General features: G+C 71.6%; 16 protein-coding genes. 9 read left to right on the top strand and 7 right to left on the bottom strand.

Annotation, left to right across the window (positions count from 1 at the left end):
- The first annotated feature begins 181 nt into the window (after positions 1–181).
- The 4 genes from ACQRWP_RS02950 (at position 182) to ACQRWP_RS02935 (ending at position 8,213) form a co-directional block, all read left to right on the top strand.
- Positions 182–2,239 (top strand): DUF6541 family protein, encoded by a 2,058-nt coding sequence (locus tag ACQRWP_RS02950; RefSeq protein ID WP_430500684.1) that lies wholly within the window; start codon positions 182–184, stop codon positions 2,237–2,239.
- A gap of 345 nt (positions 2,240–2,584) precedes the next feature.
- Positions 2,585–4,396, top strand: a complete 1,812-nt coding sequence (locus ACQRWP_RS02945) for a stealth family protein (protein ID WP_430500683.1) — start codon at positions 2,585–2,587, stop codon at positions 4,394–4,396.
- Positions 4,384–5,379 carry a hypothetical protein gene (locus ACQRWP_RS02940; RefSeq protein WP_430500682.1) on the top strand — a complete coding sequence of 332 codons (996 nt, stop codon included), beginning with the start codon at positions 4,384–4,386 and terminating at the stop codon, positions 5,377–5,379. Before ACQRWP_RS02945 ends, ACQRWP_RS02940 begins: the two co-directional genes overlap by 13 nt.
- Positions 5,376–8,213 carry a Stealth CR1 domain-containing protein gene (locus tag ACQRWP_RS02935; RefSeq protein ID WP_430500681.1) on the top strand — a complete coding sequence of 946 codons (2,838 nt, stop codon included), beginning with the start codon at positions 5,376–5,378 and terminating at the stop codon, positions 8,211–8,213. Before ACQRWP_RS02940 ends, ACQRWP_RS02935 begins: the two co-directional genes overlap by 4 nt.
- Before the next feature lie 50 nt (positions 8,214–8,263).
- Here ACQRWP_RS02935 and ACQRWP_RS02930 read toward each other — a convergent pair whose 3' ends face one another.
- Positions 8,264–10,177 (bottom strand): stealth family protein, encoded by a 1,914-nt coding sequence (locus ACQRWP_RS02930; RefSeq protein ID WP_430500680.1) that lies wholly within the window; start codon positions 10,175–10,177, stop codon positions 8,264–8,266.
- Between the two features lie 425 nt (positions 10,178–10,602).
- Here ACQRWP_RS02930 and ACQRWP_RS02925 point away from each other — a divergent pair, with 425 nt between their 5' ends.
- Positions 10,603–11,523 (top strand): DNA-3-methyladenine glycosylase family protein, encoded by a 921-nt coding sequence (locus ACQRWP_RS02925; protein ID WP_430500679.1) that lies wholly within the window; start codon positions 10,603–10,605, stop codon positions 11,521–11,523.
- Positions 11,524–11,545: 22 nt separating this feature from the next.
- Here ACQRWP_RS02925 and ACQRWP_RS02920 read toward each other — a convergent pair whose 3' ends face one another.
- Positions 11,546–12,049, bottom strand: a complete 504-nt coding sequence (locus ACQRWP_RS02920; protein ID WP_430500678.1) for a DUF1990 family protein — start codon at positions 12,047–12,049, stop codon at positions 11,546–11,548.
- 95 nt (positions 12,050–12,144) lie between these two features.
- Between ACQRWP_RS02920 and ACQRWP_RS02915 the strand changes: the two genes are divergently transcribed.
- Positions 12,145–12,639: a GNAT family N-acetyltransferase gene (locus ACQRWP_RS02915; protein WP_430500677.1), complete on the top strand. Its 495-nt coding sequence runs from the start codon at positions 12,145–12,147 to the stop codon at positions 12,637–12,639.
- On the opposite strand, the gene ACQRWP_RS02910 is transcribed toward ACQRWP_RS02915, so the two are convergent.
- The 3 genes from ACQRWP_RS02910 to ACQRWP_RS02900 all read right to left on the bottom strand — a co-directional run bounded on the left by ACQRWP_RS02910 (position 12,614) and on the right by ACQRWP_RS02900 (position 13,553).
- Positions 12,614–13,036 carry an SRPBCC family protein gene (locus tag ACQRWP_RS02910; RefSeq protein WP_430500676.1) on the bottom strand — a complete coding sequence of 141 codons (423 nt, stop codon included), beginning with the start codon at positions 13,034–13,036 and terminating at the stop codon, positions 12,614–12,616. The genes ACQRWP_RS02915 and ACQRWP_RS02910 overlap by 26 nt on opposite strands.
- A 79-nt stretch (positions 13,037–13,115) precedes the next feature.
- Entirely contained in the window at positions 13,116–13,274 is a 159-nt protein-coding gene (locus ACQRWP_RS02905; RefSeq protein ID WP_430500675.1) for a hypothetical protein, read from the bottom strand.
- 66 nt (positions 13,275–13,340) lie between these two features.
- On the bottom strand, positions 13,341–13,553 hold the full coding sequence (locus ACQRWP_RS02900) for a hypothetical protein (RefSeq protein ID WP_354941704.1): 213 nt from the start codon (positions 13,551–13,553) through the stop codon (positions 13,341–13,343).
- A gap of 135 nt (positions 13,554–13,688) precedes the next feature.
- Between ACQRWP_RS02900 and ACQRWP_RS02895 the strand changes: the two genes are divergently transcribed.
- A complete protein-coding gene (locus tag ACQRWP_RS02895) occupies positions 13,689–14,804 on the top strand; it encodes an ATP-dependent DNA ligase (protein ID WP_430500674.1) in 1,116 nt (371 codons plus the stop codon).
- 58 nt (positions 14,805–14,862) lie between these two features.
- Positions 14,863–16,434: an alpha/beta hydrolase gene (locus ACQRWP_RS02890; RefSeq protein WP_430503391.1), complete on the top strand. Its 1,572-nt coding sequence runs from the start codon at positions 14,863–14,865 to the stop codon at positions 16,432–16,434.
- Here ACQRWP_RS02890 and ACQRWP_RS02885 read toward each other — a convergent pair.
- Positions 16,361–16,873 (bottom strand): ion channel, encoded by a 513-nt coding sequence (locus tag ACQRWP_RS02885; protein ID WP_430500673.1) that lies wholly within the window; start codon positions 16,871–16,873, stop codon positions 16,361–16,363. The genes ACQRWP_RS02890 and ACQRWP_RS02885 overlap by 74 nt on opposite strands.
- 73 nt (positions 16,874–16,946) lie before the next feature.
- Here ACQRWP_RS02885 and ACQRWP_RS02880 point away from each other — a divergent pair, with 73 nt between their 5' ends.
- Positions 16,947–17,399: an N-acetyltransferase family protein gene (locus ACQRWP_RS02880; RefSeq protein ID WP_430500672.1), complete on the top strand. Its 453-nt coding sequence runs from the start codon at positions 16,947–16,949 to the stop codon at positions 17,397–17,399.
- Positions 17,400–17,472: 73 nt separating this feature from the next.
- Here the strand turns inward: ACQRWP_RS02880 and ACQRWP_RS02875 are convergent, their stop codons facing one another.
- Positions 17,473–18,198 (bottom strand): ABC transporter ATP-binding protein, encoded by a 726-nt coding sequence (locus tag ACQRWP_RS02875; protein ID WP_430503390.1) that lies wholly within the window; start codon positions 18,196–18,198, stop codon positions 17,473–17,475.
- Positions 18,199–18,209: the final 11 nt, after the last annotated feature.

The following is an 18,209-nucleotide window of genomic DNA, read 5'->3' as shown; positions in this document are numbered from 1 at the left end:
TCGGTCGTCGCCGGGGAGGGCGCGACCGGCCACCGTCGTGCTGAGGGACCTACGGGCTCAGCGGCATCAGCCGTCCCAACGGCGCGCCGACACTCGGCAACAAGAGGGCACCGCCCACCGCCCTCGTTCCGGTACTCTTCCGGCCGCTGCGGCTGCGCGGCGACACGGGAGGGAACCAATCTTGACCACACTCATCGCCCTTCTCGTGGCCGTCGTGCCCGGGGCGCTGCTCGGCTTCGCCCTTCCGCCGGGGCGGTACCGCTGGGTTGCCTGGGCGGCCGCCCCCGCCCTGACCCTGGGCCTGATCGCGCTGGCGATGGCCTGGCTGCCCGCGCTCGGGCTGCCCGACAGCGCCTCGGCGGCGCTCGTCGCGGAGCTGCTCGTGGCCGGCGCTGCGGTCGCGTTCTCCCAGCTGCTGTACCGGCGCAAGGCCGCTGACCAGCAGCCAGCCGCCGAGCGCGGCGCCGACGACACGAACGGCGACCAACGCCGCTCAAAGGTGTCGCGTTTCCGGATCCGCCCGGTCCTGCCACGCCGCGCCGACCTGATCGCCGTCGCCGTGCCGTCGGTGGTGACCCTGGCCTACGGCTGGGCGATGGTGGGGAGACTCGCCGCCACTCCCGGCTGGGACGCGATGAACCACGGGTACATGGCGAGGCGCATTCTGGACACGAACAGCGTCGACATTCCCTCCGTGTGCAGTTCGGGTTCGACCGACACGGTCACCTCGTGCGAGTTCTATCCGCTGGCGGAGAACGTCGCCTGGGCGCAGGCGACCCACCTGTCCGGCGGGTTGCTGAGCACGACGATGACCGCGTGGGCGATCGTCATCGGGCCGCTGGCCCTGGTCGCCGGCATCTACGCCGCCGTCCGGATCCTTCGCGGGGGACCGGTGATCGCGGCCGCCGCCGCCACCGCTCCGGCCTTCCTGGGCCCGATGTGGACCTCACTGATCACCGGTCGGGTCAACGAGCAGACCGCTCCCTGTCTGGCCGGTGGCGTCGCCCTGCTGCTCGCACTATCCCTGCGCGGCCAACACCCGGTACGGCTCGGCCTGCTGGCCGGCCTCGGGGGCGCCGGCATCGTGATGATGCACTCGTACGACGTCCTCTTCGTCGGCGTGCTCGCGCTGGGTTTCCTGCTGGTGGTGCCGGGGGCCCTGACCTGGCGCCGCAGCGGGGCGGGCATCGGCGCGGCGGCCGTCGCGGGCCTCGTCCCGATCCTGCCCCTGATCGGCGTCATCCTGGGCGCCGGCGGTGAGCGGATCACCGAGCCGCCCGACCTGCTCGGCCAGTGGGGCAAGGCGATCGAATACTGGGTCACCGATCCGCAACGCTACGTGCTGTGGGGCTTCCCGGTGCCGGGCAACAATGCCCAGCTCGATGGGCTGGCCGTTCAGGTCGGCGTCTGGATCGTCATCGCCTGCCTGCTCGCGTCTCCCCTGTCGCTGGTGCTGCCGCAGGTGCGCTGGGCCCGCCCGTGGCTGCTGGCCGGCGTCCTGTTCACGCTCCTGGGGATCTGGACCGTCGCGTCGGGCTCGTCGGCCGCACAGGCCCTGGCCGGCCTCTGGTACGGCGACGCCGAACGACCGCGTTCGATGATCTTCCCGGTGTACGGGGTGCTCACCGTGGCGGGCGCGACAGTCATCGGGTTGGGAGTCCAGTGGCTGCTCGTGCGGTTCGTCGCCCGCGCCGGGACGCTGCGCGGATCCGCCGTCCCCACCGCGGTCGCGGCCTCGGTCGTGGTCGCGAGTCTGGCGTCGCTCGCCCTGGTGCCCGACACGTGGCGCCCGCTGCGCAAGACGATGGTGCAGCGGGCGCCGGTCGGGCAGGAGTACACCCGGACCTTCGAGTGGCTGGCCGAGCACACGCCGCCGGACAAGGTGGTCGCGTACGACCGGCACCGGCAGTTCATGTCCTGGGCCCACGCCGACTACGGCGTCCCGACGCTGTTCGGGATCCCGCCGCTGGAGAAGGTGGGCCGGGACAACTACACGGACCGGTGGCGGGCGTTCACCTGGCTGGTCAACCAGAAGGGGCCGAAGAACCAGGGCTGCACGGTACGCCGGTTCGGTATCGAGTACGTGGTGGTGGGCGGCCGCGACTACAAGGGCTGGCGGGCGAACTACGAGCAGAAGCGGCTCGACGACAGCAAGCGGGTGACCCTGGTCCACCGGGAGGGCCACGTGCGGATCTACCAGGTCACCGATGCGGGGCGGGCCTGTTCGTCCGCGCAGTGACGTTTCGCCGTCGGCACCGACGGTACGTCGCGAATGGTAAATGCACCATTTGCCAGATGTGATCCGAACGGACAGTTACCCCGAGGTGAGGAGAGGGTGTTCCGGCGGAGAACGCACTGGTACCTTTCCGCTGCGCGACCGGCGGGGTGAGGCGGCCGCCCATGCGGCATGCCCGCACAGGTGGTGGGACGACGCCGACCGCTCGCCGGTCGACGACAGGAAACGGGGGCAAGGCGTGGAACGCAGGGTGATCGTTGCCCTTCCGCGGTCGGAACGGAGTGGCCCGGCCCGCCCGCGCCGCCGGATCGCGAGTGACGCGCGCACGCGTCGGAACGGCGGTCGAGCATGATGCTGCGCCCTCACCGGGTGGTGCCGAAGGCGTACCGGGACAAGCTCATCCAGCTCGTGCCGCCTCAGCGGCAGCTCTGGCTCGTCCGTCGGTTGACCCAGGTCACCGCCGCCCGCCGATCCCGGACCGCGCCTGGTGAGGTGCGTCAGGTCCGGGATGTCGACGGCCACCGGGTGCAGGCCCGGGTCGTCGAGGAGGCGACGCCGCTGGCCCTCCGGCAGCGCAACCTGGACCTGGTCACCCAGGCGCTCGACAAGGCCGGGATCGACGGTTTCCACGTGCGGCACGCCGACGACCTGCGCAGCGCGATCGCCGTGCCGCGCAAGCACCGGGTGAAGGCGCTCAAGGTGCTCGCCCGGGCCACGTCGACCGACGGGGTCACCCTGCGTTTCGTCGACTCCGGGCGCCGCGAGGTCAGCGCCAGCCACCGTGACGCCATCGCACAGGTCTTCCACGCGGTCACCGACCCCTTCGGTCACACCGTCCTCGGCAGCGCCTTCGCCTGCGAGGTCGAGTTCTGGCGTACGGTCTCGCCGCTGGAGAAGCCCGAGGCGGACCTCGTAGCGCCGCGCGGCAACCAGGTCGCCGCTGCCGTACCGGAGACGGGCGAGACGATCCGCGTCCCGGCGTCCCAGCTCAGCCGCTTCGTGCCGGCCGGTGGGCCGGCCACCTACCGCACCCGTTCCGAGTTCGCCGGCCTGGGCCACGAGCACATCACCTTCCCGATCGACCTCGTCTACACCTGGGTCGACGGTGACGACAGCGACTGGCAGGCCCGGAAGAACGCGGCCCTGCGCGAGCACGGGCAGGCCGAGATCAATCTGGTCGGCGCACACTCCTCCCGCTACGCCAGCCGCGACGAGCTGCGGTACTCACTGCGCTCCGTGGTGTCGTTCGCGCCGTGGGTCCGGCAGATCTACCTGGTGACCGACGACCAGGTCCCGCCGTGGCTGGACGTCGAGCACCCGACGGTGCGGGTGGTGCGCCACCGCGAGATCTTCGGTGACACCGGCCAGCTGCCGACCTTCAACTCGCACGCCATCGAGTCCCGGTTGCACCTCATCCCGGGCCTCAGCGAGCACTTCATCTACGTCAACGACGACATGTTCTTCGGGCGCCCGCTGCTCCCGACCACGTTCTTCCACGCCAACGGCATCGCGAAGTTCTTTCCGTCGCCGGCCCAGTTGGACGTCGGCCCGGCGACCGTCTACGACGCACCGGTTACCGCGGCCGGCAAGAACAATCGCCGGCACATCGAGGAACGGTTCGGACGCACCATCACGCAGAAGATGCGGCACGTCCCCTACCCGCTGCGCAGAAGCGTGCTGGAGGACATCGAGCGGCACCTGCCGGCCGAGGTGGTGGGCACCGCCGGGCATCAGTTCCGGCACCCGAAAGATCTCTCGATCCCGTCCTCGTTGCAGCACTACTGGTCGTTCTTCTCCGGTCAGGCGGTGCCCGGGTCGATCCGCTACACGTACGCCGACCTGGCCGACCCGTCCACCCCGGTGAAGCTGGCCAACCTGCTGGCCCGGCGGCACTGTGACGTGTTCTGCCTCAACGACACCGACTCGGGCGAGGTCCTCCTCTCCGAGCAGCTCGCCATGCTGACCGACTTCCTTTCGGCGTACTTCCCGTTCCGGGCACCGTTCGAGCTCCCGGCCGAGGTCGAGGCGGAGCGGGCGAGGATGACGGCGACGGCGCGGGCCGCGACGTACCTTCCGGAGGCCGCCGTGGTCGCCGGTGAGCAGGCCCTCATGGCGGGCGGGGTCGACGGGACGACCGACGAACCCGAGTGGGTCCGGTGAACCCGGCCAACCGGATGGCGCAGCCCCGCCTGCTGCAGGCGATGTACGGTGCCCGCCGTCGCGCCGGTCTGGTCACCGACCGGCTCGTCGAGCGGGTCACCCGCCTGCGGCACGACCCGGTGGCTGGGCTGCCGCCGGCCGACTGCGACTTCTTCGCCGTACTCGACGGGCGCACGCTGCACGTGCACGCGGTGCTGCCGGCCGACATCGAACCGACCGACCGGGCCGTGATCTTCTTCGTCCGCGACGGCGACACACTCCGCTGCCCGGCGAGGGTCCGACGGGAGGCCGGTCGGCTCGCCGTGGAGGCGGTGGCCCGGCTCGGTGACTCCACCGACGAGATTGCGCTGGGCAAAGGCACCTGGTCGATGGGGCTCGCGGTGGACGCCGGCCCGGCGGGTGAACGTCGGTTCTCCCTGACGGTCGAGGAGACCCCGGATCGGGACGGACCGACAGTGGGCAACCCGCCGCACCCGGTGTCCGGCTGGTCGTACCGGCCAGGGCGCAGCGGCGACGGGCTCGCACAGCTCACCGTCACCGGCGCGCGCGCCAGGGCCGAGGTGGTCCAGCTCGCGACCGGCCACGCCGAGGCCCGGATCCGGGCCCGGTTCGTCGGCGTACGGGCGCAGGACGCTCCGGCGATCGTTTTCACGCCGCGGGGCGGTGGCACCGACGTGGTCGTGCCCATCGCGGCGGTCGGCGACGACTTCGAGTTCGTCGTACCCCTCGCCGACCTGGCGCCGGACCAGCTGGGCGAGGAGGTCATCTGGGAAGCGTGGGTGCGCACCTCCGCCACCCGCATGGTCCGGCTCGGCCGGTTCCTGCACGACCTCACCGACCCGCGTACGGTCCTCCGCGTCAGCCGGGCCATTCTGCCGCTCGACGGCGACCAGTTCGTTGGTTACCGCCCGTACTACACCCCAGCCGGCAATTTGGCGGTGGCCTGCCTCCGCTTCACACGTTTCACGGGGACCCCGAGTTGAAGATCACATTCCTCCTGCTGACCGCCGATGCCATGGGCGGCACGGAACGCGCCATCCTCACGCAGGCCGACCATCTCGCGCGACGTCACACGGTCGAGGTGATCAGCGTCTACCGCACCAGCGACGAGGGCTTCTTCCAGGCCGACGAGCGGGTACGGATGCGCTACCTCGTCGACCTGACCGGCCCGGCCCCGCGGCCGATCCGCCCGACGAGCGTCGATGACGAGGCGTACGCGGCGCTGTACCGCAGCCCGAGCCGGTTGATGCCGGCCCGGTGGGAGAAGCAGGGCAGCCGCCTGGCCGACCTGGAGATCGACCGGGCGCTGCGGTCGCTCGACACCGACGTGCTCGTCTCCTCCTCGCCGGCGCTGATGGCCATGGCCACCACACTGGCGCCGCCCTCCGTGGTCACGGTCCACCAGGAGCACCGGCCGTCGCAGTTGCGGGGCGGAACCGGCGAGCCGCTGTTCCAGTTCGCCCCGCGACTGGACGCGCTGGTGGTGCTGACCGACCGCACCCGGGACTGGTTCGTCGACACCTTCGCGTCGTCCTGCCCGCGGATCGAGGTCATCCAGAACAGCATCCCCGACGGGTTCCGTCCTCGGTCCACCCTCCGCAACCCAGTGGTGAGCGTGGCGGGCCGGATGGTGCCGGAGAAGCGGATCGACCATGCAATCCGCGCCTTCCGCACAGTCGCCGACACGTACCCGGAGTGGACGTTGCGGATCTTCGGCGACGGCCCGCTGCTCGGGGAGATGCGCGGCCTCGCCGCCGACCTCGGTCTGAGCGACAACGTGCAGGTGCTCGGGCCAACCAACCGGATGGTCGAGGAGTGGTCGAAGACCAGCATCGCGCTGCTCTCCTCGCGCGACGGTGAGGCACTGCCGTTGGTGCTGCTGGAGGCGTTCGCGGCCGGCGTGCCGGCGGTGGCGTACGACATCCAGACCGGTCCGGCCGAGATCATCACTCACGGCGCGAATGGTTTCCTGGTCAGCTCGGGCGACATCGACGGTCTGGCGGACGCGATGATGAAGCTCATCGCGGATGATCGGCTGCGGCAGGACTTCGGTGACAGTGCCCTGCGCGCCGCCGAGGACTACCGCATCGATCCGATCATGCACCGCTGGGAGCAGCTCTTCGCGGACCTGATCGCGGGGCGGGCCGAGGGCGAACAGGCGCGTGCCGACCGACTCGCGGCGTGGATCGGGCGCACCGGCGGAGCCGGCTTCGCTCCCGCCGCTCCCCGTCCCTCTCATGTCACGAGCGGGTTGGACGTGGCGACCGTCGAGGAGCGCATCCAGGAGACCGTCGCGGGGCTGGTCCGCTCCGGCGGTCGCCTCAGCGTCGTCCGGGACAATCTCACACCCGCCGACGCCGCCCACGACAACTTCACCGCGGTGACCGATCTCCTCCGGCGCCATGGCATCTCCTACTGGGTGGCGCGCGACCACGGTGTCCGATACCGGGTGGTGGTCGCCCCGGAGCATCGCGACGCGGTGTTCGCCGCCCTCGCGGAGGAGTTCTCCGCCGCGCCCTTCTACGCCGAGACCCTCACCACGGGCGCCAAGGTCACGGCCGTGACCCTCGCCGCGTGCCTCACCAGCGAGAGTCAGGCCGCCGAGGCCATCGGCCTGCGGCTGTTCCGGCCGGTGGTGTCGTCGTCGCGGACCCTCCGGTACGGGCCCGCGCTCGGCTGTGACGTCGAGTTCTGGACCCCGTCCCAGGACGGCTCGGCGCTGGTCGCCACTCGTCCCACACTGATCGGCCCCAGCGTCCCGGTGGCGGCCATGACACCGGCCACCCTGACCGTGCGGGATCGGGAGCATCCCACCATCGAGCCCTTCACCCACCGACTCGTATCCGATCTGGACTTCCCAGTCGACGTCGTCTACACCTGGGTGGACGGCGACGACCCGCAGTGGCGTGCGGCCAAGGACCGGGTCCTCGCGGAGCTGGGCCGGGAGCCACTCGCGGCGGCGGACGGATCGGCTCGTTTCCGGGACCGCGACGAGCTGCGCTACTCGCTGCGCTCCATCGACATGTACGCGCCGTGGGTCCGCAACATCTACGTGGTGACGGCGGGGCAGACCCCGACCTGGCTCGACACCGACCACCCCCGGGTCTCCGTCGTCGACCACCGCGAGCTGTTCGGTGGACGCGGCACCCTGCCGACGTTCAACTCACACGCCATCGAGTCGCAACTGCACCACATCGACGGCCTCGCCGAGCACTTCGTCTACTTCAACGACGACTTCTTCCTGGGCCGCCCGACCCGGCCGACGCTGTTCTTCGATCCGACCGGCCTGGCGAAGTTCTTCCTGTCGCCGACACCGATTCCGATGCTCGACGTCGCGGCGGAGGACGACTACAACTTCAGCGCGGCCAAGAACAACCGCCAGCTGATCCGGAGCGCCTTCGGTCGTACGCTGACCCATGGCCTGCTGCACGCGCCATACGCGATGACCCGCAGCGTCGCCAACGACCTGGATCGGCAGTTCGCCGACGACGTGAAGCTCACCGCCACGTGCCAGCTACGGTCCCACTCGGACGTCTCGGTCGCGTCCTCGCTGCACCACTACGTCGGCTACCTCACCGGGCGGTCCGTGCCGGGCACCATCCGGATGAGCTACGTCAACACCGGCGAGCCGTCGGAGCACCCGCAGCTGACCCAGATCATGACGACCCGGAGCTACGACTCGTTCTGCCTGAACGACACTCACCACGGTCACCTCGACGCGGCGGAGCAGGGCCGGATCGTCATGACCTTCCTCGAGAGCTACTTCCCCGTGGCCAGTCAGTTCGAGCGAGGCAGCATCCGCAACCGGGCCTGCTGAGCGGAGCCCTGTCGAGGTCCCCGCTGAGCGGGGACCTCGACTTCGGGTCTCTACCGCGGCGGAAGGTCCGGTCCCGGGCGGCGATCCTCCGCCTGGTGGGCGGTATGCCGGCCGGTGGCGATGCGGCCCGAGGGTAGCGTCGGTGCGTCCAGCCGCGGTCCTACCCGGGGTTTGTGCACCACTGCCGAGTCCGCATGCCGGCCGACCCGGAGTGCGGGGGTCGTCGGCGCGTCCAACTGCCTGCCGCGCCGGTCGGCGCCGCGAGCCTGCCTCCACAGGTCGGTGGCCCCGAGCTTCCGGCGTTCGGCGATCACGTCGTCGGGCAGCTCGAACGGGGCCGGGAAGGGCAGGTAGCGCGGCAGGAAGTCGGCCAGCATGCTCTCCTGCTCCTGGAACGCATTCGGGTCCGAGTCGGTGTCGTTGAGGCAGAAGACGTCACGGTGCCGACGAGCGAGCAACTCGGTGAGGCGGGCGGGCGTCGAGGGATGACCGAGGTCGGCGTACTCGTACTCGATCTCCCCGGGGACCGCCTGCGCGGTCAGGTACGCCCAGTACTGGTGCAGCGACGACGGGATCGAGAGGTCGCCGTAGTGGCGGAAGCGGTGCTGGGCGGTCGCCGTCACGTCCGCCTGCAGGGTGACCTCGATCTGACGCATGATGCTGCGCCGGAGCGCGAACGGCGTGTGCTTCATCTTCTGGGTGATCGTGACGCCGAACTGCCGCTGGATGTGCCGGCGGTTGTTCTTGCCGGCAGCCTTCACCGGCGCGTCGGTCGGCTTCGCCTCACCCAGCCCGAACTGCGCCGGTGACAGGAAGAACTTCGCGATCCCGTTGGCGTGGAAGAAGTGCGTCGGCAGCAGTGGCCGGCCCAGGAAGACGTCGTCGTTGAGGTAGAGGAAATGCTCGGCCAGACCGTCGATGCGATGCAGCCGGGCCTCGATGGCGTGGGAGTTGAACGACGACTGACCGCCGAGATCGGCGAAGAGCTCGGCGTGCGACACGACGGTGACCATCGGGTGGGTCGGGTCGAGCCAGCTGGGCAACTGACTGTCGGTGATCAGGAAGATCCGGCGTAGCCACGGTGCGAAGCTGTGCAGCGAGCGCATCGAATACCGCAGCTCGTCGCGGTTGTGGTAGCGCGATGTGTTCGCCGCGATCGCGTGCAGCGGACCATCGGGGGTGCCGAGTGCGGCCATCTTCCGCTTCAACCACTCCGGGTCCGAACCGTCCACCCAGGTGTAGACGGCGTCGATCGGAAAGCCCACCCGGTCCGGGGCGCGAACGGTGAGATCCCGCCGGGTGCGGTACGTGTGGTCGTCCGCCTCGGGCACGAAGTGGCTGAGCAGCGCGGCGGCGACCCGGACCGGCTCCGCCCCGGCGGGCGCCTCGTCGATCACCGCGTTGTGCCGGGGGGCGCGGACCACGTCGTCGTGTCGCGTCCAGAACTCGACTTCGCAGGCGAACTGCGCGCCGAGGACCACACCCGCTCGGGCGTCGGTCATCGGGAACCAGATCTGGAACACCTCTGCCGGCGCCGCCTCCGGCTGATCCCGGCTGGGCAGCACCTCGACGACCCGGACGTGCGCGCCCTCCAGCGCGGGCGCCGACCGCACCAGCCGACTGACGGCGGCACGGTGGTCGTCGAGAACCGCGACGGAGCTGCGCAGGAAGTCATCGTTACGCAGGCAGTGGTAGTCGATGCCGGCCGACTCCAGGGCGCTGGTGACCGCCGTCAGGTTGCGGTGCCACACCTCCAACGGCGTGGCCGTGGCGACCACCTCGGCCCGGGTACGGACGCCACCGTCAGGCACCGTCACCCGGGCACCCAGCGGGTGGACCGTGCCGCCCCCGCGCGGCCCGGAGAGGGTACGAACGACCCCCATCCGTCGGTGCGCGGGAAGCAGGTTGACCAGTCGGCGCCGCACAGGTGGGGGCAGCGCGCGGTAGATCCGTAAGGCGATCATGCGGGAGGCCGTTCTGACCGGACGTTCACTCGCGCAGCCATCACCGCATGCCTCTCCACAGCTCCCCGTAACGCTGCGCGACGAGCTGGGCAGGGTTGAGGCGCACGCAGCGACTGCCGCGGATCACCGACCACCACCCAACCCCGGGCCTGCCCGTTCCGGGCGGGTGTAGCCGCCGCAGGTGAGCCCGAAGCAGCACCGTTCACCTACTGGTCACCAAACAACCACACAATCGATGTCCCGGCCCACCAGCAATCGTCACATATGATAGTCATGCACCATTTCGCCCAATTAATTCTGTCCGTTTGGTTGGTACGAATGCGGCACAACGGTGGACCGATGGTGTCTTCCCGCTGCTGCCGGATCCGGCCGCGCACCGGTATACCGGCTACCCGTGCCGCCTCGGTGCCTGGCACAGTGGCGGGGTGACCGCCACGGAGCCCACCGCGACCAGGGTGCTGCACCCGCCGGTCGGCTACCGGCTGACCGCCTCGGTCCGCTCGCTCACCTTCAGCCCGTACGACCCGTGCGCCCGGGTGGCGGCCGGCACCTTCTGGTGGGCCACGCGCACCCCGGACGGTCCGGCCACGCTCGCGCTGCGACCGGCCGGCGGCGAGTTGCTCGCGGAGGGGTACGGGCCCGGCGCCGAGCACGTCCTCGCCCGCGCCGACGCGATCGCTGGGCTGCGCGACGACCTGACCGGCTTCACCGAGCTGGCCGCGGCGCACCCGCTGGTCGCCCGGCTGGCCCGGGAGCACCGGGGGCTCCGGATGCCCGCCACCGGGGAGGTCTTCCCCCGGCTGCTGCGCGCGGTCTTCGAGCAGAAGGTCACCGGCAAGGAGGCCTACCGGGCGTACGCGGCGATGGTGCGGCACTTCCGGGAGCCGGCTCCCGGCCCGTTACAGCCGCTGCTCCTGCCGCCCGAGGCAGCCGCGGTCGCCGCCACCCCGTACTGGGTGTTCCACCCGTTCGGGGTGGAGCAGCGCCGGGCCGACACGCTCCGTCGCGCCGCTGCGCTCGCCGACCGCCTGGAGCGCAGCACCGACGCCACCGACGCCACCCGCCGGCTGACCGCGATCCCCGGCATCGGGCCGTGGACGGCCGCCGAGGTGGTCCGGATCGCGTACGGCGACCCGGACGCGGTCAGCGTCGGCGACTACCACATCCCGAACACTGTGGCCTGGGCGCTCGCTGCCGAACCGAGGGGCGACGACGCCCGGATGATGGCCCTGCTGGAGCCGTTCCGAGGTCACCGTGGTCGGGTGTGTCTGCTGTTGGAGGCGGCCGGCATCCGGGCACCGAAGTACGGCCCGCGCGCCCCGATCCGCTCGTTCGCCCGGTACTAGAGTCTCGCCGGCGCCATGGCGGTCAGCGACCGGCGCAGAGCCGACGCAGGGTACGGCCGAGCCACCAGGCGTACGTGTGCTGCACGGCCCGAACCGCCGGGCCTCCGGCACGGGTGAACCAGCGGTTCGGCAGGCTGAACGCGCGGACCTCGAACCAGACCGCGCCGGCGTCGTCACGGACGACCTCGAACGCCTCCTCGCCCCGCTCCGGGTGCCCGGGCAGGGTGCCGTAGCCGAAACCGGCGAGGGTGGGCGAGTCCGCGCTCCAGACCACCTGGCACGGCCCCCAGAGGCGGGCCGGGCCGACCCCGAGGCCGGAGGTCACCAGCACACCGGCGGTGGCCCGCGGCGCGTCGGTGCGGATCCGGACGCCGGCGGCGCGGTGCAGCCGCCAGCTCAACACCGCGTCGGCGGCGGTGTCGAAGCAGCCGCCGGGCAACGGATACCGGTGGCGCAGGTGGTGGTACCCGCCGGGCAGCGGCCCGCGCCGGGTCGACCCCACCTCCGGGTATGTCAGCTCGGCCACCGTTCCCCCTCGACCTCGACAAGACACGGTCAGGGTACGACCGGCGCGGCCGGGCCGCCCGTCGATGGCGACGGCGGTTGTGGTGTGCTGCCCCGATGAACGCCGAGGCGAGCATCGTCCCGGCCGGTGTCGCGGACGCCGGCGAGATCCTCACCGTGCAGCGCGCCGCGTACCTGAGCGAGGCGCAGCACTACACCGATCCGTTCCTGCCTCCGCTGACCGAGACGTTGGACGAGGTCGCGGCGGTGCTGGCCGGCCCGAGCATCGTGCTCGCCGCCCGGTTGGGGCACCGGCTGGTCGGCTCGGTGCGGGCCCACCTGGACGGCGACACCGCGCACGTCGGCCGCCTCGCGGTCGCCCCGGACCAGCAGGGGCGGGGTGTCGGGGCGCAGCTGCTCACCGCCATCGAGCGGGCCTGTGCCGGCCAAGCGGCCCGGTTCACCCTGTTCACCGGCGCGGACAGCGCGCGCAACCTGCGGTTGTACCAGCGGCACGGCTACCGGATCGTCGCGCACCGCCCGTCCCCGCACGACATCTCGTTGGCCGTGTTGGAGAAGCCGGCCGTCAGCCCCGCTCGCAGCGACGCCTGAGCCCGTCGGCCTCCATCCGCACGTAGCGGCGGAACAGCCCGCCGTACAGCCGGCCAATCAGGCCGGCCAGCGGGCCGGACTGGCTGAAGGCCAACTCGACGCGGGTACGCCCGTCGGGCAGCGGCAGCAGCCGGTGCTCCGCCGTGGTCCGTACACCGGGGGCGTCGGAGACCCAGACGAACTCGCGACGCTCGGTCAGCTCGGTGACCCGCCAGACCGCCGGCCGCAGCTTCGGCTGGGTCAGTCGTGCGGTCGCGCCGACGGCGAGCGGCCCCTGCTCCCCGCGCTCGGCCCGGGTCACCGACTCCGTCCACTCGGGCCAGCGGGGCACGTCGACCAGCACCGCCCAGACCTGCTCGGCGTCCGCCGCGATCTCGGTATCGGCCTCGAACCGCATGGTGTCCCCTCCCCGGCGGCGCCGCTCGGCACCGCCACGGGTGCAGACGAGGCCGCCGGGAGCATTGTGACACCGACGTTCAACGCCGCCGTTTGATCGCGACGTGGACGAGGAAGGCGACTGCGGCGAGGAAGAGGACACCGAGGACCGTCGTCCACGTTCCGGAGACGGGCGATTTCTTGGCCGCGAGCAGGTCGGTCGCCGCGAGTGGCAGGTCCGACGTGAACAGGCTGGTCATCGATCCTCCTGAGTGGACGCTGACCGCTTGGTACCCCACTCCTGCGGGCCGCACACCGCACACCGATCAGGCGGCCTCGTGCAGGTCGGCCAGGGTGAGCGGGGTACGCCGACGCAGCAGCTCCTCCAGCTCGGGCACCGAGCCGACCTCGCCGAGCACGTTCCGGCCGCCGCCGAACCGCTCCGGGTAGCGGCGGGTCAGCCGGAAGCGGTGGCGGCCCCGGATCAGCTCGACGCTCACCCGCCACCGCCCGCAGCAGCCACAGACCCACTCGGACACCTCGCGAAAGTAGCTCTGACCTGGGGTTATTCGATTCGCCCGGCGGGGACGAGCAGCGCGTAGGCGGACACGCCGCCCCGCCGTCCACGGTGATCTGCCTCACGACTGTCGGCACCGTCTGATTGACTGGTCGGCGTGGACCTGCCGATCAACCCGCCGGTCGAGCCGATGCTGGCCAAGAGCGTTCCCAAGCTGCCCACCACGCCCGGGGTGACCTACGAGCCCAAGTGGGACGGGTTCCGGTGCATCGTGTTCCGCGACGGCGACGAGGTCGAGTTGTCCAGCCGGGGCGGCAAGTCGATGACCCGCTACTTCCCCGAGGTGGTCGAGCAGGCCCGTCGGCAACTGCCGGAGCGGTGCGCGGTCGACGGGGAGTTGATCGTGATTCGGCGCGACGGGCCGAGCGGGCAGCCCCGGCTGGATTTCGAGCTGCTGGCCCAGCGCGTCCACCCGGCCGCGTCCCGGGTGAAGATGCTGGCCGAGACCACCCCGGCCGACTTCGTCGCGTTCGACCTGCTGGCGATCGGTGACGAGGCCCTGCTCGACCAGCCCTACCCGCGCCGCCGGGAGCGGCTGGTCGAGGCGCTGGCCGGCGTGCGCCCGCCGGTGCACGTCACCCAGGTCACCACCGACCCGGACACCGCACGGCGCTGGTTCGACGTCTTCGAGGGCGCCGGGCTGGACGGTTTGATCGTCAAGCCGGCCGACCTGCCGTACGAGCCGGGCAAGCGACTGATGTTCAAGGTCAAGCATGCCCGCACCGCGGACGCGGTGGTGGCCGGCTTCCGCTGGCACAAGTCCGGCCCGGTGGTGGGCTCGCTGCTGCTCGGCCTGTACGACGACGCCGGGGTCCTGCACCACGTGGGCGTGAGCGCGTCGTTCAGCATGGCCCGCCGGGCCGAGTTGCTCGACGAGCTGGCGCCCTATCGGGACACCGGCGGCGAGCACCCGTGGGTGCACGGCGACCACGAGCGTGGCCAACGCATCCCGGGTGGGGTCAGCCGATGGACCGGCACGAAGAACCTTGAGTGGGAGCCGGTGCGCCCGGAGCTGGTGGTCGAGGTGGGCTACGACGCCATGGAGGGCGAACGGTTCCGGCACACCGCCCAGTTCGTTCGGTGGCGCCCGGACCGCGACCCCCGATCCTGCCGCTACGACCAGCTCGACCGGCCGATCCGCTTCGACGTGGACCAGGTGCTGCGCGGCGACCCGACGGCCACCGTGGACCGAGCCGCCACCGGCTCGGCGTAGCCTGGCCGTCGACCCGATTCCGGAGGACCACGTGACCCGCACCGCCGACCAGGCTCGAATGGCGACCAGCCGCCGGGTCCGTCGCACTCTGGCCGCCTTCGGCGTCGCCGCGCTGCTCACCGCCGGTTGCACGCTGCCGGCGTTCGCGCCGCGCACCGAAGTGGAGGGCGCGGCCGCCCCGACCGGCAGCGCACCGAACTGGCGGCCCTGCCCGGAGGTGCCCGACGAGCTGGTCGGGCGGGGCGCACCGAACATGCGCTACGAGTGCACCCGGATCGCGGTGCCCCGCGACTGGGGCACCGGCGGCGGGGCGAGCGCCGGGCCGGGCGCCGGGCAGACCTTCGAGATCGCCCTGCTGCGCGCCCGGTCCACCAAGCAGCGTGACCGGGTGGGCTCGTTGGTGATCAACCCGGGCGGCCCGGGCGGCTCCGGTGTCGACACCGCCGTCTACCTCTCCTTCGGCCCCCAGTTCGGCGGGCTGCCCGCCTCGATCACCGAGCGCTTCGACATCGTCGGCTTCGACCCGCGTGGGGTCTCCCGGTCCAGCCCGGTGAAGTGCATCTCCGACGCCGACCTGGACGCCAGCTTCGGCTTCGACCCGGACCCGGCGAGCCAGTCGGCATTCGACGGCTTCGTCGGCCTGAGCCAGCGGATCGGGCGCGGTTGCGGCGACCGCTACGGCGACCAGTTGCCGCTGTACGGCACCGAGCAGGCCGCCCGCGACATGGACGCGGTACGCGCCGCCGTGGGCGACGACAAGCTCACCTACCTGGGCTACTCGTACGGCACCCTGCTCGGTGCCACGTACGCCCAGCTCTACCCACAGCGGGTGCGGGCGCTGGTGCTCGACGGCGCGGTCGACCCGCAGCAGCGGCTGGTCGAGGGCTCGGAGAGCCAGGCCCGCGGCTTCGAACGGGCCTTCACCAACTTCACGCGCTGGTGCGCGGCGAACGCCGGCCGCTGCCCGATCGCCCCGGACGCCCGCGCGGCGGTCACCTCGGCCATCGACAAGGCCAAGGTCTCCCCGGTACGCGGCGCCGACGGGCGGGAGGCCACCGCCGGCTGGGTGTTCTACGCCGTCATCTCCTCGCTCTACACCGAATCCGGCTGGCAGGAGCTGGCCCAGGCGATCGACAAGCTGGCCGAGGGCGACCCGAAGGACGTGTTCCGGCTCGCCGACGCGTACGCCGGCCGGGAGGACGACGGGCACTACTCGAACCTGTTCGACGCCAACCTGGCCATCAACTGCGCCGACGAGACGGAGAAGCCGAGCCGGGCGCAGATCCGGCAGTTGCAGTCCGAGTGGCGCGGGAAATACCCGCTGTTCGGGCCGGCGTTGGCGGTCGGCATGCTGAGCTGCGTCGAGTGGCCGGGCGGGCGCGACCCGTACCCGACCGGGAAGGCGAACGGCGCACCGCCGATCGTGGTGGTCGGCACCACCGGCGACCCGGCGACGCCGTACGAGCAGACCCCACGGCTCGCGTCGATGCTGGGCGTCGGTCGGGTGCTGACCTGGGAGGGCGAAGGGCACACCGCCTACCCGCAGACGTCCTGCATCACCAACGCGGTCGACGCCTACCTGATCGACCTGACCGTGCCACCGGAGGGGCAGCGCTGCCCGGCCCGCTGACCGGCTGGGTCGGCGGCAATGGGGGCAGATCGATTCCCTGCCGGGTGGCCAACTCCTCCAGCAGCGCCCGCATCCGGCGCACGTCGGCCTTGAGCTGCTCCTGCTCCTCATGCTCGAAGGCGTCGTCGTCGACGATGAGCCGGCTCGCGAAGTGCGCGGTGATCAGCGGGATGACCAGCAGCACCATGGTCGAGATGAGCAGCGCGGCCAGTGTCCGGCCCGCCCAGGTGGTCGGCGAGATGTCGCCGTACCCGACGGTGGAGGCGGTCACCACCGCCCACCAGACGGCGTCGGCCGGGCTGCGCTGCTCGACCTCCCCGTAGATGACCCCGGCCACCACGATCATCAACAGGTACGAGGTGATCAACGTGCGGGGCGAGTTCGCGAACCACACCAACGCCCGGTACACCCCGCGGAACGGCAGCAGCACTAGCTCCATGCCGCCCATGCTGCCCGCCGCCCGCAACCGGCACAGACCCATTCGCCGGTTTCGCTGTGCCAGGATCACCGGCATGAGCGACGTGATCTACCGGGAGGCGGCCCGGGCCGACCTACCCGCCGTCATCGCCCTGCTCGCCGACGACGTCCTGGGCAAGGCCCGCGACTTCACCGAGGTCGACGAGGCGTACGAGAAGGCGTTCGCGGACATCGACGCGGACCCGCGCAACCAGTTGATCGTGGCCGAGCAGGATGGCGAACTGGTCGGCTGCCTGCAGATCACCTACATCCCGGGTCTGGGTCGGCACGGCAGCGAGCGGTCGCTGATCGAGTCGGTCCGGGTCCGCTCCGACCGGCGTGGCCAGGGGCTGGGCCGAGACCTGATGATCTGGGCGGTCGACCAGGCCCGGCAGCGCGGCTGCGCGCTGGTGCAGCTCACCACCGACAAGACCCGCGAGGACGCGCACCGCTTCTACCTGAGCCTCGGCTTCGTGGCCAGTCACGAGGGCATGAAGCTCGCGCTCTGACCAGCTGCTCTGACGGTGCGGGCGGCAGCGTCCGCCGCCGCCCGCCATCCGCCGCCCGCAGCCTCGACTGGGGTCAGCCGTCGACCAGGCGGCCGTCGCGCAGGACGAGCACCCGGTCGGCGAGGTCGATCAGGGCCGGGTCGTGCGTGGCCACCAGGGCCGTCATGCCGCGGGCGTGCACCACCGCGCGCAGCAGGTCCATGATGGATCGACCGGTCTCCGAGTCGAGCTGACCGGTGGGCTCGTCGGCGATGAGCAGGTCCGGCTCGTTGGCCAACGCACGGGCCACCGCGACCCGCTGCTGCTGGCCACCGGAGAGTTCGTACGGGCGCTGCGCGGCGTGCCCGCCCAGGCCGACCAGTTCCAGCAGCACCGCGACGCGCTCTTCCCGCGCCGCGGCCGGCACCTGTGCCAGCCGCAACGGCACGCCCACGTTCTCGGCGGCGGAGAGGATCGGCACCAGCCCGAAGGTCTGGAACACGAACCCGACGGTGCCCCGGCGCAGCCGCAGCAGCTCCGCCTCCCCGGCGGAGGTGACCTCGTGCCCGGCCACCACCACCTGACCGCTGTCCGGCCGGTCCAGCCCGCCGATCAGGTTCAGAAGCGTGGTCTTGCCGGCCCCGGACCGGCCTCGGATGGCGACCAACTCGCCCCGGTTGGCGGAGAACGAGACGTCCCGCACCGCGTGCACGGCGTGCTCACCACGGCCGAAGGTCCGGCTGACCCCACTGACCCGGACCACCTCGTCGGAGTGCGCCGCGGACGCACCGCCGAACCCGGCCGCGCCGGTCACCACCATGTCCTGCCGGC

Source organism: Micromonospora trifolii (assembly GCF_050516465.1).
In the GTDB taxonomy this organism is placed as follows: Bacteria; Actinomycetota; Actinomycetes; order Mycobacteriales; family Micromonosporaceae; genus Micromonospora; species Micromonospora trifolii.
Note: the sequence above shows the minus strand (reverse complement) of the source record. Positions and strands in the feature narration are given on the sequence as shown.

Coding starts and splice junctions, on each gene's coding strand:
- ACQRWP_RS02930 (WP_430500680.1), bottom strand. CDS start 10,177: ATGATCGCCTTACGGATCTACCGCGCGCTGCCCCCACCTGTGCGGCGC.
- ACQRWP_RS02890 (WP_430503391.1), top strand. CDS start 14,863: ATGGCGACCAGCCGCCGGGTCCGTCGCACTCTGGCCGCCTTCGGCGTC.
- ACQRWP_RS02945 (WP_430500683.1), top strand. CDS start 2,585: ATGATGCTGCGCCCTCACCGGGTGGTGCCGAAGGCGTACCGGGACAAG.
- ACQRWP_RS02880 (WP_430500672.1), top strand. CDS start 16,947: ATGAGCGACGTGATCTACCGGGAGGCGGCCCGGGCCGACCTACCCGCC.
- ACQRWP_RS02910 (WP_430500676.1), bottom strand. CDS start 13,036: ATGCGGTTCGAGGCCGATACCGAGATCGCGGCGGACGCCGAGCAGGTC.
- ACQRWP_RS02885 (WP_430500673.1), bottom strand. CDS start 16,873: ATGGAGCTAGTGCTGCTGCCGTTCCGCGGGGTGTACCGGGCGTTGGTG.
- ACQRWP_RS02875 (WP_430503390.1), bottom strand. CDS start 18,198: ATGGTGGTGACCGGCGCGGCCGGGTTCGGCGGTGCGTCCGCGGCGCAC.
- ACQRWP_RS02905 (WP_430500675.1), bottom strand. CDS start 13,274: ATGACCAGCCTGTTCACGTCGGACCTGCCACTCGCGGCGACCGACCTG.
- ACQRWP_RS02915 (WP_430500677.1), top strand. CDS start 12,145: ATGAACGCCGAGGCGAGCATCGTCCCGGCCGGTGTCGCGGACGCCGGC.